Origin of the sequence: Streptococcus mitis, assembly GCF_003942965.1 — a bacterium.
GTDB lineage: Bacteria > Bacillota > Bacilli > Lactobacillales > Streptococcaceae > Streptococcus > Streptococcus mitis_BH.
In genome coordinates this window covers 54,954-72,357 of sequence record NZ_RJOG01000005.1, presented here as the reverse complement: position 1 = coordinate 72,357, position 17,404 = coordinate 54,954, and the positions used below count along the sequence as shown (strand labels likewise).

At 37.4% G+C, this 17,404-nt stretch carries 8 protein-coding genes; all 8 read left to right on the top strand.

The window, feature by feature from the left end; genetic code table 11:
• Positions 1-280 precede the first annotated feature (280 nt).
• The 8 genes from D8837_RS02495 (at position 281) to D8837_RS02460 (ending at position 17,371) form a co-directional block, all read left to right on the top strand.
• Positions 281-6,580, top strand: coding sequence for a YSIRK-type signal peptide-containing protein (locus D8837_RS02495; RefSeq protein ID WP_260468863.1), 6,300 nt, complete (start codon positions 281-283; stop codon positions 6,578-6,580).
• 289 nt (positions 6,581-6,869) lie between these two features.
• Positions 6,870-13,649, top strand: coding sequence for a Rib/alpha-like domain-containing protein (locus D8837_RS02490; RefSeq protein WP_125456090.1), 6,780 nt, complete (start codon positions 6,870-6,872; stop codon positions 13,647-13,649).
• A 163-nt stretch (positions 13,650-13,812) separates the two neighbouring features.
• On the top strand, positions 13,813-14,103 hold the full coding sequence (gene rpsF / locus D8837_RS02485; protein ID WP_070529093.1) for a 30S ribosomal protein S6: 291 nt from the start codon (positions 13,813-13,815) through the stop codon (positions 14,101-14,103).
• A gap of 11 nt (positions 14,104-14,114) precedes the next feature.
• Positions 14,115-14,606, top strand: coding sequence for a single-stranded DNA-binding protein (gene ssb, locus D8837_RS02480; protein ID WP_125456089.1), 492 nt, complete (start codon positions 14,115-14,117; stop codon positions 14,604-14,606).
• Positions 14,607-14,636: 30 nt separating this feature from the next.
• Entirely contained in the window at positions 14,637-14,876 is a 240-nt protein-coding gene (gene rpsR / locus D8837_RS02475; RefSeq protein ID WP_000068664.1) for a 30S ribosomal protein S18, read from the top strand.
• 139 nt (positions 14,877-15,015) lie between these two features.
• Complete coding sequence (locus D8837_RS02470; protein ID WP_125456088.1) at positions 15,016-15,525, top strand: GNAT family N-acetyltransferase; 510 nt, start codon at positions 15,016-15,018, stop codon at positions 15,523-15,525.
• An 81-nt stretch (positions 15,526-15,606) separates the two neighbouring features.
• Positions 15,607-17,007: a bifunctional Cof-type HAD-IIB family hydrolase/peptidylprolyl isomerase gene (locus tag D8837_RS02465; protein ID WP_125456087.1), complete on the top strand. Its 1,401-nt coding sequence runs from the start codon at positions 15,607-15,609 to the stop codon at positions 17,005-17,007.
• A 1-nt stretch (position 17,008) separates the two neighbouring features.
• Complete coding sequence (locus D8837_RS02460; RefSeq protein ID WP_125456086.1) at positions 17,009-17,371, top strand: S1 RNA-binding domain-containing protein; 363 nt, start codon at positions 17,009-17,011, stop codon at positions 17,369-17,371.
• The last annotated feature ends 33 nt before the right edge of the window (positions 17,372-17,404 follow it).

The following is a 17,404-nucleotide window of genomic DNA, read 5'->3' as shown; positions in this document are numbered from 1 at the left end:
AAAAATCAAAGTAAGAGGTCATATCGGCCTCTTATTTTTTTAGAATAAAATTTCTAGAAAACACATTAATATATATATATATATATCAAAATTTCCTACATATTTCGCATATAAACTTAGATATTCTAATTAAAATAATGTTATAATGTAAATTAGGGATTAAGTACCTAAGTGTAGCTGCTTTTATGTATAAAATTAAGCTGGAAATGGAGGTTTTTTTGAAATACTTGGGTGTAATTCCGCAATTAAAATTTATTTAATTATTTAAAAAGGAGAAAATATGTATTCAAGAATGGACAAATACCACGGACAAAAGGTCCAACGCTTTTCAATCCGTAAGTATAGTTTTGGTGCAGCATCAGTAGCTGTAGCAGCCTATATGATGTTTGGCGGGGCTGCGACTGTTCAGGCTCAAGAGCATGGTACATCACCTACAGTGACTAGCGAACAGGTTAACTCTGATGCTGGAAATCAAGCAGATTCAAGCAAGCCTGTAGATTCAACTGAAACTTCTGCATCAACTGTGGCTACACCAACAGCTGAGCAACCAGCAGCCCCAGCTCCAGCAACACCAGCTCCAGCAACACCAGCTCCAGCAGCTCCAGCTCCTGAGGCAGCCCCAGCTCCTGAGGCAGCCCCAGCAGAAACACCAAAAGCTGACACAAGCAAGTTGGAAGCAGCTATTGCTCGTTTAGAAGCAGCTTTAGAAAAAGCAGCATCAACTGAAAAAACAGCTTCAGCAATCGAGTCTGCAAAAGCAGAATTAGCAAATGCAAAAGCTGTAGTTGCAAATGAAGCTGCAACAAAAGAAGAAGTAGCAAAAGCTACATCAGCAGTAAACGGTAAAGCTTTCGTTATTGAAAGTATGCCAAAAGCAACTGCAGACAAGAAAGAAGAAAAAGAAAATAAAAACCAAGATCCACGTAATGGACAAGCCATTCCTGGACAAGGTGAAAGTGGATTTAGAACAGTTGATACAACTGCAGCTAACTCGGCAGAAGAAGCAGCTAAATATAAAGGTGAAAGAGATAACGCTTTAACTGAATTACAAGCAAATATTGCTAAAATTCAAGCTAAACTTGATGAACAAAAAGCAAAAGATGCGAATAAAAAAGATCAAGCAGTAATTGATACTTACACTAAAGTTATTGAAAAAGCTAATGGCGTAGTAACGAAAGCAAATGCTGCAGATGCAACATCAGCTCAAGCAATGAGTCAACAAGCAGAAGCAGTAAAATCTGAGCGTGATTTATTGGCATTCTACTTAGCTGGAAAAACTGAATTAGGTGCTCCTGTTAGTGAAAACCATGCTGCTTATGGTAACAACCCTAAAAACGGTGTATTCGAAAGCTTAAAAGAAGGTTTCGGAGACAAAGTAACATTCACTGATGCAGATAAAAAATCAGAAACAATTGCTAAACAATACGAAAGTGGCCGTGACATTACTAATAAAGTAAATAATGTTCCAAATGCAAAAGATCCAATCGGTAGTGCAACATATAACTGGCAAGAAAAAGCTATTACAAAAGCTGATGCAGAAGCTGGTATGTTAAATGGTTGGAAAATTGAAAAAGGGGACAAAGTTAATGCGGTTAAACCTCTTGATGTGACAAATGTTACAGATAAAGATGGACAACCAAGTACACGTGAAGTTCCAAAATCTAAAATCTATTCAAACGATGGAGAATTAAAAAAATACCAAACTTCAGGTGAAAAAAGTTATGTTAATGGTAGTGGTGCTGTTCCTTCAGTAACTCCAACAATTGATGTAATGAGAAAAAATGTGTTCGGTGAAGTTAAAAACCGTGATTACTATCTAGAATTAGGAAGTAAAGGTACAACACTTTCTAAAGAATTTGATGTAAATGGAAATTCTCGTTTAAACGTTAACTTAATTCACAGTGCTGCTTACGGTGGTTCAACATCAACATCTTCAGGTGAAAGAGTTAAATTAACAATCGTAGATGCATTTACTGGTAAAGAAATCAAACCAGTTGAAGGAAAAAATGGTCCTTTACCAACTGAACAAGCTGCGCTTGCTGCTAACGGATGGAACCACCTAGACCGTATTTATGACATTCCAGCTGAAACAACTAAAATTAAAGTGTTAATTGAAGCAGGAAGTCAAGGAACAAATAGTTTAATTAATGATAACAAAATCAATATTAAAGATGGTTACTTAATCGGTGGTATTGGTATCGCAACTGCTCCAGCTGCTGAAGTATTAACTAATGTTCGTTCAGAAAACAAAAGTTTTGAATTCGGATATACAAAAGATACAATTTATGATAAAGGTCAAAAAGGTGTATTTGATATCGATATTAAAAACACTGGTGGAATGAATATTGACTACTATGCTGCATCAAATGTTGAAGTGACAGTAGAAGTTCCTAAAGGTGTAACGTTAGAAGATAAAATCTACAATGCTAACGGTGGATCAAACTGGTTAGGAAATGTTTGGGCAAATACAATCAAATGGGTTCCTAACGATCCAAGTGATAACTCAAAAGGTGGAAAATTAACTTATAACGTACCAGCCGGAAATCGTATGGCTGCTGCAGAGACAAACTCTCGTAAAACAAGTATTCCATTTACAGCAGCAGATAACTTCGTAGGACCAGCTGACTTTAAAGTAACAGTTAAGAGTGGTTTTGGAGATACGGATGCAGAAGGTAACAGACTGTACTCATATACTGCAAATGGTTTAAAACCAGCTTATGAAAATGAATTTAACCGTAATGGTTTAGCAAATTCAGATGATCCAAACCACAAATATGGTAGAGAAATCTTCATTAATAGTTTACAAACTAACTCAGTCATTACCGTACCAATTAACACAACTGATGAACAATTAAAAGCAATTGCTTATGCGAAAGCTCAAGAAGCGATTAAATCTCCAGAATTCACAAAATTATTAACAGACGTTACTGGTACAGCTGCATTAGGTGACACTAATGGTTCAACTTTTGTTAATAAAGATGATATCGCAATTACGAAAGTTGCTGAAGATGGACGTGGTGTTGTTAAAGTCCCTGTAACTTATACAGTAGATGGTAAAACTTATGAAACAACAGTTGACATCGAAGTAAACGTTGTTGAGTCTAAGACTAAACCGGTTGTAGTATTTGAAGGTGATGAAATTACACCAGCAAGTGTTAAAGAAAAAGTTGAACCAGTTACAATTGATGGCAAAAAAGGTACTCCTAATGAACCAAAACCAAGTGATATTTTCAAAACTACTGGCAAAGCTGGAGAGTCAGGATTAAAGATTCCAACAACAGTTACTCACAATGTAGATGGAACTGAAGTTACAGAAGATGTAACAGTACCAGTCACTGTTCTTCCTAGAACAGAAGGTGAAGTTGACGTACCTAAAGGAACTACTCCGGATAAAGTTAAAGAAACTCTGAAAGCTAAAGCAGAAGAGTTAATTAAAACTCCTGACTTCCCTTCAAAAGTACCAGAAGGATATAAAGTTACTGTAGGAGAAGTTCCTGAAATTCCTGCTGATTTAGCAAGTAAAAAAGGTGAACCAGTAGTTGTAAAAGTTCCAGTAACATTTACATCTCCAGAAGGTGAAACTTATACTTCAGAAATCCCAGTGACGGTAAACGTTAAAGGTTCAGAAGTGAAACCTGTATATGTAGTGGAAGGAAACCAACCAAAACCAGCTGATGTTAATGAAGCAGTTACACCTGATAAAGGTGGAGATTTAACTCCTGTAACTGAAGCTGACATCAATAAAGACGTTCCTACGGATAAGGTTAAAGTAGGAGCAACTGATTTGTCAGTTAAAGCAACTGTTAAATACCCAACTGGTGATGAAACAGTTAATGTACCAGTTAAAGTATTACCAAAAGCAACACCAACAGGTGTAACAGTATTGAAAGATACTGATGATACTGCTCTAACAAATGTTGTAAAAGAAAAAGCAAATGAAGCAGTAAGTAAATTAACAAACTTACCAGATGGAATTACGGCATCACTAGATGAAAGAGAAACTTCTTACACATTACCAAAAACAGATTCAAATGGGGACAAAGATACAGTTCCTGTAAAAGTGTTATATAAAGATGCTAAAGGTAATGTAGTTGGTGAAGATACAATTAAAGTTCCAGTTAAAGTAGTAAGTTCAACACCAAAACCAGTAGTGGTATTTGAAGGTGAAAAACCAACTACAGCTAAAGATTCAGTAACACCAGGTGAAGGTGGTAAAGTAGGAGAACCAACAGAATTACCAGCAACAGCTGGAAAAGCTGGAAAAACAGATGTAACAGTAGATGTACCGGTAACTTACGATAATGGAAAAGTAACTGAAACAGTTAAAGTACCAGTAACAGTATTACCAGTAGCAAAATCTGATGTAACAGTAGCTAAGAATACTACTCCAGACAAACTGAAAGAATTAGCAAAAGATAAAGCTAAAGAAGCTGTTGAAGCAACAGACTTCAAATCTAAGTTACCAAATGGCGCAACAGTAACTGTTGGTGATGTAACTGAAGAAGTATTAGCTAAATTAACAGCTGAAAAAGGTACAAACACAGGTACTGTTAATGTACCAGTAACATACACAGTTGATGGAAAAGACTACACAACTACAATCCCAGTAACAGTAAATGTCAAAGCTTCAGATGTTAAACCTGTATACGTTGTAGAAGGTGACAAACCAAAAGCTGATGATGTAAATAAAGCAATCACTCCTGATACAGATGGAACTAAAACACCTGTAACTGATGATGAAATCAACAAAGCTATCCCAACAACTGAAGGTAAAGTAGGTTCTCCAGATGTTAAAGTTACAACTAAAGTAACTTATAAAGATGGTGGAGAAGAAGAAGTAACAGTACCAGTTACAGTATTACCAAAAGTTAAACCAGAAGGTGTAACAGTACCAAAAGATGCTGATAAGACTGAACTAGCAAAAGTTGTTAAAGAAAAAGCAGAAGAAGCAGCTAAAAAACTTGATGGTCTTCCAGATGGTGTAACAGTTACAGTAACAAATGTTGAAACAACTCCTGGAACAGATAAAACAGGTGAACAAACACCAGCAACTGTAACAGTTAAATACACAGATAAAGATGGAAACAAAATCACTAAAGTGATTGAAGTGCCAGTAAATGTTGTATCTTCAACTCCACCAGCAGTAGTAGTATTTGAAGGTGATACACCAAATACTGAAGATATCAAGAAAGGTATTAAACCAGGTGAAGGTGGAACAGTAGGAGACCCTACAAAAGTACCATCTACAGTAGGAAAAGCAGGGGATAAAGACGTTGAAGTTGAAGTACCAGTAACTTACGAAAATGGTAAATTCAAAGAAAACGTTAAAGTTCCAGTAACTGTATTACCAAAACCAACAGCAGATTCAGTAATTGTACCAAAAGATCTTTCAGAAAAAGAATTAAAAGATAAAGTTGGTAAAGATGCAGAAAATGCAATCAACAACGAAGAGTTCAAGAAAAAACTTCCTGAGGGAGCAACTGTTAAAGTTGATTTAACAAATGTTACATTACCTAAGACTTCAACACCAGGAAAAGTTGGAGAAGTAGAAGTACCAGTGATTTACACTGTAAATGGTAAAGAGTACAAAACAACTGTAAAAGTACCAGTAACTGTAGTAGAAGGTAAAGAACAACTTGTACCAAAAGGTGACAAACCAGATCCAAAAGATAATATTACAACAACTGATTACCCAGAAGGATCTACCTTCGAATACGATACACCAGTAGATACTTCTAAACCAGGTAAAAAAGAAGCTGTAGTAATTGTTAAAGATAAAGATGGTAAAGAAATTGTACGAGTTCCTGTGGTAGTTAATGTGGTGGAACCAAAAGTTACACAAATTATCGTTCCAGAAAGAACTAAATTAACTAAAAAAGATGTAGAAAAACACATCGAAATCCCAGGAGTAACTGGATGGGAAATCGTAGGGGAACCAGAACTTCCTGAAACATTCCCTGCAGGTGTAAGACCATCAGCAACAGTTACAGTTAAATTGCCAAATGGTAAGACAATTAAAGTACAAGTACCAGTAATTGCAACACCGACTGTCACTCCAATTGTAGTACCTCAAGGAACAACAATTACACCAGATGATGTTAAGAAACACGTTAATATTCCTAAAGAATCTGGATGGGAAATCATTGAAGTTAGAGAAATTCCAACAACAGAAACACCTGGAGATAAAACAGCTGTTAAAGTGAAGGTGAAATTACCAACTGGAGAAGTAATTGAATTAGAAGTACCAGTAAAAGTTACACCTAAAGCTAATCCAGAATCACAAACTTATAACGGTGGTGGAAATGGTGGTAGCAACTACAGACCAGCTCCAGCTCCACAAACTCCACAAAATATTCCGTCAAGACCAGCAGCTCCTGAACAACCAGTAGCTCCAGTGCAACCGGAACAACCAACAACTCCAAGTCAACCAGCTGCTCAATCAACAACACCTAAATATGTTGATGGTCAAAAAGAATTGCCTAACACAGGTACCGAAGCTAACGCTAGCCTTGCAGCGCTTGGACTTCTTGGAGCCCTAAGTGGATTTGGTCTTGTGGCACGCAAGAAAAAAGAAGACTAAAAACTTATAGTTTTTAAGAAGATGATTCGTCATCTTCTTTTTTGTATTTTTATTCAATGTATATATAAGTGTATAGGGAATGTGTCTGAGAATATCATTTTTATGTCAATAGAATACAAAAATAATATAAAGGAATTGAATATAAATTAGATATGATTGTTGACGTGTTGATTTTATGTATGGTAAAATATTAAAGTTGTTTCTTGGAAGGGATAAATTTAATATATAGATTTGTGTACTATTTCTAGGAAACTGTAGAAATTTAAAGTCGAGAGAAAAAGGAGAAACCATGTACTCAAGAATGGAAAAAAATCATGGACAGAAAGTCCAGCGCTTTTCAATCCGTAAATATAGCTTTGGAGCTGCATCTGTAGCAGTGGCAGCTTACATGATGTTTGGTGGTGCAGCAACTGTTCAGGCGGATGCTCAAGTTACACCAACGACTACATCTGATTCACAAATAGCCCCAGATGCTGGAAATCAAGCAGATGCAACCAAGCTTCAAGCTTCAACTGAAACTGCTACACCAACTGCGGCAGCACCAGCAGTTGAGCAACCAGCAACATTAGTTGCGGAAACAACAAAAGCGGAAGAAGTTCCAGCACCTGCTACAAAGGTTGACACAAGCAAGTTGGAAGCAGCTATTGCTCGTATGGAAGCAGCTCTCAGCAAAGCAGCTCTAACTGAAAAGACTGCTTCAGCTATTGAATCAGCAAAAGCAGAACTTGCTAAGGCTCAAACCCTTCTTTCAAATGAAAAAACCACACAAACAGATGTTGACTGGTCAACAAATGCTTTGAAGAATAAAGCTTTTGTTGTTGAAAGTATGCCAAAAGCATCTGCAGATAAGAAAGAAGAAAAAGAAAACAAAAGTCAAGATTCACGTAATGGACAAGCGATTCCTGGACAAGGTGAAAGTGGATTTAGAGCAGTAGATACAACTGCAGCTAATTCAGCAGGAGAAGCAACTAAATATAAAGGTGTAAGAGATGCAGCTTTACCCGAATTAGAAGCTAATATTGCTAAAATTAAAGCTGAACTTGCAGCCGAAGAAGGAAAAACTGCTAATAAACAAGATTTAGCTAAAATTGATACATATAAAAAAGTGATTGAAAAAGCTGAAGGTATCGCAACAGCAGCAAAAGCGGCAGATGCAACATCAGCTAAAGAAATGAGCCAACAAGCAGAAGCTGTTAAATCTGAACGTGATTTATTAAAGTTATACTTAGATGGAAAAGCTGATTTAGGAGCTCCAGTANGTGAAAACCATGCTGGATATGGGAATAATCCTTCTAACGGTGTGTTCGAAAGCTTAAAAGAAGGTTTCGGAGATAAAGTAACTTTCTCAGATGCAGATAAAAAATCATTTACTGTAGCTAAACAATATGAAAGTGGACGCGATTTAACAAATAAAATCAAAAATCTACCAGATGCAAAAGACCCAATCGGTAGCGCGACATACAACTGGCAAGAAAAAGCTATTACAAAAGCTGATGCAGAAGCTGGTATGTTAAATGGTTGGAAAATTGAAAAAGGAGACAAAGTTAATGCGGTTAAACCACTTGATGTAACAAATGTTACAGATAAAGATGGTAATACAAGTGACCGTGAAGTATGGAAATCTAAAGTTTATACAAATGATGGTGAATTAATAAAATATCAAACTTCAGGTGAAGTAAGTTACGTTAATGGTAGTGGTTTAGTACCACTAGCAATGCCAACAATCACTGGAAGAGCTTCAGAGGATTCTAGTAAAAGAGTTCTAGGAATGCAAAATAATACATTTGGAGAAGTGAAAAATCGCGATTATTACTTAGAATTAGGTAGTCAAGGAACAACTCTTTCTAAAGAGTATGATGTGAATGCACTTTCTCGTTTAACTGTAAGTTTAATTCACAGTGGAGCATATGGTGGTTCTACAGCAACTGATGCTGGGGAACGCGTTAAATTGAAAATTGTTGATGCTTTCACTGGAGCTGAAATCAAACCAGTTGATGGTAAAAATGGTGCATTAACAACAGAACAAGGGCCATATTCTGGAACTGGTTGGACACATTTAGATAGACTTTATGATATTCCTGAAGGTACTACTAAAGTTAAAGTATTAATCGAAGCTGGAGAACAAGGAACAAATTCATTAATTAATGATAATAATATCAAATTAAAAGATGGTTATATTATTGGAGGAATTGGTATTGCGACAGCACCAGCTGCGGAAGTAGTAACAAATGTTCGTTCTGAAAATAAAACTGGTGAATATGGATATACAAAAGATACTATTTATGAAAAAGATCAAAAAGGTGTATTTGATATCGATATTAAAAACACTGGTGGAATGAATATTGATTATTACACAGCACAAAAAGTAGAAGTAACCGTTAAAGTTCCAAAAGGTGTCACATTAGAAGATAAAATCTATAACGCTAATGGTGGTGGTGCATATTTAGGACATACATATGCAAATGATATTGTTTGGACACCAAATGACCCAGCTGATAACACACAAGGTGGAACAATCACATATAAAGTTCCTGCAGGAAATCGTATGCCAGCTGCAGAAGGTGGGTCACGTAAAACTGAGATTCCGTTTACAACTTCAGATAATTTCATTGGACCAGCTGATTTCAAAGTAACAGTGAAAAGTGGATTTGGTGATACTGATGCCTTAGGAAATAGATTATATTCATACACTGCATTAGGAACTGATCCAGATTATTCAAACCAATTTAATCGTAATGGTTTAGCAGATTCTGACAACCCTGACTATGTATACGGAAAAGTAATCTTTATCAATAGTTTAAAAGGAAGTACTGTTGTTACAGTTCCAATTAATACAACTGATGATCAATTAAAAGAAGTAGCAATCACAAAAGCTAAAGAAGAAGTTGCATCTGCTAATTTCACTCAATTGTTAGAAAAAATGAAAGCAACAGCAGCGCTTGGAGATACTACTGGAAGTCTTGAGAATATTAAAATTAGTTCTAAAGATAAAGTAGAAATTACTAAAATTGCTGAAGATGGACGTGGAATTGTTAAAGTTCCTGTAACTTATACAGCAGATGGTAAAACTTATGAAACTACAGTTGATGTAGAGGTAAACGTTGTTAAATCAACAACTAAACCAGTGGTAGTATTTGAAGGCGATGAAATTGCTCCAGCAACTGTTAAAGAAAATGTAACTCCAGCTGAAATCGATAAAAAAGCTGGTGAGGCTAACGAACCACAAGCAGCTAATATCTTTGACACTAATGGAAAAGTTGGACAAACAGGTCTTAAAGTACCAACAACAGTTACTTACAATGTAGATGGAACTACAATTACAGAGAACGTTGAAGTACCAGTAACTGTACTACCAAAACCAAAAGCAGATGAAATTCTTGTTGCTAAGAACAGTGATAAAGAAGAAGCAAAATCTAAAATTCTTGAAAAAGCAAAAGCTGCACTTGGTGAAACTTATACAAACAAACTTCCAGATGGAGTAACGTTTGATAAAGATAATATGACTGTTGGAGAAATTCCTACATTAACAGAAGATGGGGAAGTACCAGTAACTGTTAAATATATGGTTAATGGTGAAGAAAAAACTACTATCATTAAAGTTCCAGTAACAGTAGTAGAAGGTACTCCACAAATCGTACCAGTAGATCCAAAAACTGCTCCAAAAGCAGAAGATAGCATTGACCCAGCAGATTATCCAGAAGGTGCGAAGTTCACATATGAAAAAGAACCTGATACATCATCGACTGGAGATAAAGAAGTTAAGGTTATCGTAACGGATAAAGATGGTAACGAATTAGTAAGAGTACCAGCAACAGTACGTGTAGTAGACAGCACACCACAATTTGTTGTAGTAGACAAAGATAAGAAACAACCAGATGTTAAATCAAGCATTACTCCAGAAGAATATCCAGAAGGAACTACATTTGAATATAAAGAACCAGTTGATACAACAACAGCAGGAGAAAAAGATGTAGTTGTTGTAGCTAAATTAAATGGAAAAACAATTGTAGAAGTGCCAGCTAAAGTAATGGTAGTAGATCCTAAGACACAATATGTGTTCGAAGATCCTAAGAACCCACAACCTTCAGCTGATGAAAGTATCGATCCTGACCAATATCCAGAAGGAACTAAATTTACTTATAAAGATGGTGAAGTAGATACAACAACACCTGGAGATAAGAAAGTAACAGTAGTTGCGAAAGTTGAAAAAGATGGTGTGACAGATGAACTTGTGGAAGTACCTGCAGTTGTTAAAGTATTACCATTAGTGAAACCTGAAGGTTTAACAGTTCTTAAAGGAAGCGAAAACTTAGAAGATGCAGTTAAAGCTAAAGCTGAAGAAGTAGTAGCTGCATTGCCAAAAGATAAACTTCCAGAAGGTGTAACTGTAAAAGTTAAAGAAGTGAAAGCAGGAACTACACCAACAACAGCTGAAGTAACTGAAACAGGCAAACCAAAACCAGCAACAGTTGTTATTGAATATACGGATGATAAAGGTAATGTTATTGGAACGAAAGAAGTAGAAGTACCAGTAACAGTAGTTGGCTCAACTCCAAAATCAGTAGTAGTGTTTGAAGGAACAACACCTGAAAAAGATAAAGTTAAAGAATCTGTAACACCAGGACAAGGTGGAACAGTTGGAGAACCAACAACATTACCAGAAACAGCTGGGAAAGCAGGAGCTACAGATGTAACAGTAGAAGTACCAGTAACTTATCCAGGAATTAAAGATCCTGAGAAAGTACCAGTACCAGTAACAGTATTACCAGTAGCTAAAGGTGAAGTAACAGTAGCTAAAGGAACAACTCCAGACAAACTGAAAGAATTAGCTAAAGCTAAAGCTGAAGAAGCAGTTAATGCAAAAGACTTTACAGATAAATTACCAAAAGATGCAGAAGTAACTGTTGGTGATGTAACTGAAGAAGTATTAGCTAAATTAACAGCTGAAAAAGGTACAAACACAGGAACTGTTAATGTACCAGTAACATACAAAATTCCTGGTGATGACACTCCTTACACAACTACAATTCCTGTAACAGTCAACGTTGTAGAAGCAGTACCTACTCCAATCGAAACACCAGTAACTAAGACACCATTAACAAAAGAGGATTACACAAAAGGAATTACTCTTCCAGATGGTGGCAAGATTACTAATGTTGAAAATCTACCAGATTTAACAACCCCAGGTAAGAAAGATCCAGTTAAAGTAACTGTAGAGTTACCTAATGGTCAACCAATTACTGTTGATGTTCCAGTAACTGTAACGCCAGTTAAGGAAATTGAAACGCCAGTAACTAAGACACCGTTAACACAAGAAGATTACACTAAGGGTATTACTATTCCAGAAGGTGGTAAGGTTACTAATGTTGAAAATATTCCAGACCTAACAACCCCAGGTAAGAAAGATCCAGTGAAGGTAACGGTTGAATTGCCAAATGGTAAAGTAGTGACAGTAGAGGTTCCAGTAACTGTAACACCTGTTAAGGAAATTGAAACTCCAGTAACGAAAACTCCATTAACACCAGAGGATTACACTAAGGGCATCACGATTCCAGAAGGTGGAAAAGTAACGAATGTAGAAAACCTACCAGACTTAACAACCCCAGGTAAGAAAGATCCAGTTAAGGTAACTGTTACATTACCAAACGGTAAAACAATTACAGTAGAAGTCCCAGTTAACGTAACGCCAGTTAAGGAAATTGAAACCCCAGTAACGAAAACTCCGTTAACACCAGAGGATTACACTAAGGGAATCACGATTCCAGAAGGTGGCAAGGTAACGAATGTTGAAAACATTCCAGACTTAACAACCCCAGGTAAGAAAGATCCAGTTAAAGTCACTGTGGAATTACCAAATGGCAAAGTAGTTACAGTCGAAGTACCGGTAACAGTAACACCTGTTAAGGAAATTGAAACTCCAGTCACTAAGACACCGTTAACGCCCGAGGATTACACTAAGGGAATCAAGATCCCAGAAGGTGGTAAGGTTACAAATGTTGAGAACATTCCAGACTTGACAACCCCAGGTAAGAAAGATCCAGTTAAAGTCACTGTAGAATTGCCAAATGGCAAAGTAATTACAGTCGAAGTACCAGTAACCGTAACACCAATTAACGAAATCATTAAGAATGTTGGTGACCCAATCACAAATGAAGACGTTGAGAAAAATGTTAAGATCCCAGAAGGTGGAAAAATCGTTTCTATCGGAGATAAGCCAGCAACAGAAACACCAGGTGTTAAACCAGTTGTACCAGTTGTAATTGAATTACCAAATGGAAAACAAATTACAGTAGAAGTACCAGTGATCGTTAAACCTAAAGTGACTCCAGTAGTAGTTTCAGTAGGAACTCCAGTAACTGCAGAAGATGTTAAGAAACATGTAGATCTTCCAGAAGGATGGAAAATTACTAAAGTTGGAGAAGTTCCAACAACTACAACCCCAGGTGCTAAACCATCTGTAACTGTAGAAGTAGAATTGCCAGATGGACGTAAGGTAACTGTAGAAGTCCCAGTAATCGTAACTCCGAAAGTAACTCCAATCGTAGTAGAAGTTGGAACACCAATTAGTAAAGAAGATGTTATTGGTCATATCGAACTTCCGAAAGAAAAAGGATGGGAAATTGTTGAGGTTGGCGAAATCCCAACAACAGAAACACCAGGAGAAAAAACTGCGGTTAAAGTTAAGGTGAAATTACCAAATGGAGAAGTTATCGAATTAGAAGTTCCAGTAACAGTAACTCCTAAACGTGCTTCTGAGACACAACCAAACAATGGTGGTGGAAATGGTGGTAGCAACTACAGACCAACTCCAACTCCACAAACACCACAGACTCCACAAAATGTTCCATCAAGACCAACAACTCCTGAACAGCCAGTAGCTCCAGTTCAACCGGAACAACCAATAACTCCAAGTCAACCAATTGCTCAACCAGAAACACCTAAATATGTTGATGGTCAAAAAGAATTGCCTAACACAGGTACCGAAGCTAACGCTAGCCTCGCAGCGCTTGGACTTCTTGGAGCCCTAAGTGGATTTGGACTTCTTTCTCGCAAGAAAAAAGAAGACTAAAAACTCATAGTTTTTGAGAAGATGATTCGTCATCTTCTTTTTTTATTTCGGTGTTTTTACTTGCGTAAAAAATTTTTTTCTAGTATAATAGTTTATTGTGAGCGAACCTCACTTACCCCTTGCAAAGTCTTGGGGTCATTAGACCAAAAGGAGGAACATATCAATGGCTAAATACGAAATTCTTTATATTATTCGTCCAAACATTGAAGAAGAAGCTAAAAACGCTTTGGTAGCACGTTTTGACTCTATTTTGACTGACAACGGTGCAACTGTTGTTGAATCAAAATCTTGGGAAAAACGTCGTCTTGCATACGAAATCCAAGATTTCCGTGAAGGACTTTACCACATCGTTAACGTTGAAGCAAACGACGATGCAGCTCTTAAAGAGTTTGACCGTCTTTCAAAAATCAACGCTGACATTCTTCGTCACATGATCGTCAAAACTGACGCTTAAGAAGGTAAATTATGATTAACAATGTTGTACTTGTAGGGCGTATTGTTCGTGATATAGACTTGACAATGACTCCAACTGGAACGCCAGTTGTGAATAATACTTTGGCTGTAAATCGACCACAAAGACAATCAAATAGCGACCAGAACACGGATTTTATTAATTTTGTTGTATTTGGAAAGCAGGCAGAAAATTTGAGTCTGTATATGAAGAAAGGTTCTCTTATTGCTATTACAGGTCGGATTCAGACTCGTAGTTATGAGAAAAATACGGGTCAACGTGTTTATATAACAGAAGTTATAGCAGAAAGAGTCCAGTTCTTAAGCTCTGGAAATAAACGTGAAGATTATTCTAACGGAGCTTCTGCAACAAATAATAATTTCCATGGAAATTCAGAGTTTGTAACTTCTGCACCTACAAATTCAGTACCGAACTTTTCACGTGATGAAAATCCATTTGGAGCAACAAATCCTTTGGATATTTCAGATGATGATTTACCATTCTAATGGACAACTAAAATTATAAAGGAGAAAAACATGGCTCAACAACGTCGTGGCGGATTCAAACGCCGTAAAAAAGTTGATTACATCGCAGCAAACAAAATTGAATATGTTGATTACAAAGATACTGAGCTTCTTAGCCGTTTCGTTTCAGAACGTGGGAAAATCCTTCCACGTCGTGTAACAGGAACTTCAGCTAAAAACCAACGTAAAGTAACAACAGCTATCAAACGCGCTCGCGTAATGGCTTTGATGCCTTTCGTAAACGAAGATTAAAGAAAAGACCCGGGTGGGTCTTTTTTTCAGGTCCGGGTGGACCTCTTTTTCAGACCCCGACGGGTCTTTTTTTCACGAGATAGTTTTTTTCCGACCTTGACGTGCTATAATGATAGTAGTAATTTTAAAGGAGTATCTTATGAAGGGAAACGCTATTATTAGAAAAATGATTGAATCGGATATCCAACACCTGTCCCAAGGTTTTATCAATCAAGGTTGGCCTGGTAGAGAGGAAATTTTGGCTAGATATTTTCTGGAACAGGAAAGTGGGGAGAGAGAAGTCTTAGTTGCAGAAATTGATGGTGCTGTGGCGGGCTACGTTACCATCTTGCCTTCTGCTAAACATGGTCCTTTTGCAGAAGTCTATCCAGAATTATCAGATTTTAATGTGTTTGAGCCTTTTCGAAATCAAGGGATTGGGAATCAACTGCTAGAAGAAGCAGAAAAACGAGTCAAGTTTGTTTCGAGCAAGGTCACTCTTGGTGTAGGATTGCACTTAGGCTATGGCCCTGCCCAGAGATTGTATATCAGACGGGGCTACATTCCAGATGGGACAGGTGTCTGGTATCGAAATCAACCCTTGGAAATGAATGCAACTTGCCAAAATAATGATGATTTGGTTCTGTATCTTGTAAAGGAATTCGGATAAGAGACAAGGATTTTATTGGGGATGTGGGATTTCTCTACTTTATGGTATAATGGAAAGAGTTAGATTGAAAGAGGTAGTGAGATGGATGCGAAATTAAGATACAAGGCAAAAAAGATTAAGATTGTCTTTTTTGATATTGATGATACATTGCGAAATTCCAAGACTGGTTTTATTCCGTCTTCAATCCCAGCTGTTTTTAAGCAATTACGTGAGAAAGGAATTTTGACAGGTATTGCTTCTGGACGGGGGATTTTTGGTGTTGTGCCAGAGATTCGTGAACTTAAGCCAGACTTTTTTGTGACCTTGAATGGGGCCTACATTGAAGATAAAAAAGGTCAGGTCATTTATCAACATCAGATTGAGAAGTCAGATGTTGAGGAGTATATTTCTTGGGCTAAGCAAGAGGGAATTGAGTATGGTTTGGTTGGGAGTCATGATGCCAAGTTATCGATTCGCACCGATATGATTAGTGAGGCTATCAATCCAATTTATCAGAACTTGGGTGTGGATCCTGATTTCCATGAAAAAGAAGACATCTATCAGATGTGGACTTTTGAAGATAAGGGAGATGACTTGAGATTGCCTGATAGTCTCTCAGACAAACTTCGCATGGTTCGTTGGCATCAACATTCGTCTGATATTGTGCCGATTTCAGGCTCCAAAGCGACTGGTGTGGAAAAGGTTGTGGAACACCTTGGCTTGAAACCAGAGAACGTCATGGTTTTTGGAGATGGGCTGAATGACTTGGAACTCTTTGATTATGCTGGAATCAGCGTTGCAATGGGAATTTCTCATGATAACATCAAAGAAAAAGCAGATTATATTACAAAAACATTAGAAGAAGATGGCATTTTTGATGCCTTAGAAGGATTTGGTATGGTAGAAAAAGAATTGCATTTCCCACAAGTAGACATTGAAACAGTAGAAGGTCCTATCGCGACTATTAAGACCAATCACGGAGACTTGCGTATCAAGCTCTTCCCTGAACATGCTCCTAAAACAGTAGCTAACTTTGTAGCACTTTCAAAAGATGGCTACTATGATGGTGTCATTTTCCACCGTATTATCAAGGACTTTATGATTCAAGGTGGAGATCCAACTGGTACTGGTATGGGTGGCGAGTCAATCTACGGCGAATCATTTGAGGATGAATTCTCAGAAGAACTTTACAATGTCCGTGGTGCCCTTTCTATGGCCAATGCTGGTCCAAATACCAACGGTAGCCAGTTCTTTATCGTACAAAATCAACATTTGCCTTATTCTAAGAAAGAAATTGCTCGTGGTGGTTGGCCAGAACCGATTGCAGAAATCTATGCTAACCAAGGTGGGACACCTCACCTAGACCGCCGTCACACGGTTTTTGGTCAGTTAGCTGATGAAGCATCTTACGATGTCTTGGATGCCATTGCTGCTGTTGAGACAGGAGCTATGGACAAGCCAGTTGAAGATGTCGTGATTGAAACAATTGAAATCGAGGACTAAAATGAAAATCGGTGATAAACGAAAGGGCCGTATTACAGGGATTCAGCCCTACGGTGCCTTTGTTGAGCTAGAAACGGGTGATACGGGGCTGATTCACATTTCAGAGATTCGGACAGGTTTTATTGAAAATATCCAAGAAGCTTTGAAAGTCGATGAAGAGGTTCAGGTTCAGGTGGTGGATTTAGATGAATTTACAGGGAAAGCTAGTCTTTCTATCCGTACTTTGGAGGAAGAAAAGCACCAGTTTCCTAGACGGAGACGCTTTTCAAGCGATCGTTTTAACTACGGCTTTGCGCCTCTCAAACGAATGATGCCAATTTGGACCAAGGAAGCCCTTCAACATTTGAAGAATCAGAAGCACTAGTTAGAAATCTCTATCTTTTGTAATGTTAATATA

Coding starts and splice junctions, on each gene's coding strand:
- D8837_RS02495 (WP_260468863.1), top strand. CDS start 281: ATGTATTCAAGAATGGACAAATACCACGGACAAAAGGTCCAACGCTTT.
- rpsF (WP_070529093.1), top strand. CDS start 13,813: ATGGCTAAATACGAAATTCTTTATATTATTCGTCCAAACATTGAAGAA.
- ssb (WP_125456089.1), top strand. CDS start 14,115: ATGATTAACAATGTTGTACTTGTAGGGCGTATTGTTCGTGATATAGAC.
- rpsR (WP_000068664.1), top strand. CDS start 14,637: ATGGCTCAACAACGTCGTGGCGGATTCAAACGCCGTAAAAAAGTTGAT.
- D8837_RS02470 (WP_125456088.1), top strand. CDS start 15,016: ATGAAGGGAAACGCTATTATTAGAAAAATGATTGAATCGGATATCCAA.
- D8837_RS02465 (WP_125456087.1), top strand. CDS start 15,607: ATGGATGCGAAATTAAGATACAAGGCAAAAAAGATTAAGATTGTCTTT.
- D8837_RS02460 (WP_125456086.1), top strand. CDS start 17,009: ATGAAAATCGGTGATAAACGAAAGGGCCGTATTACAGGGATTCAGCCC.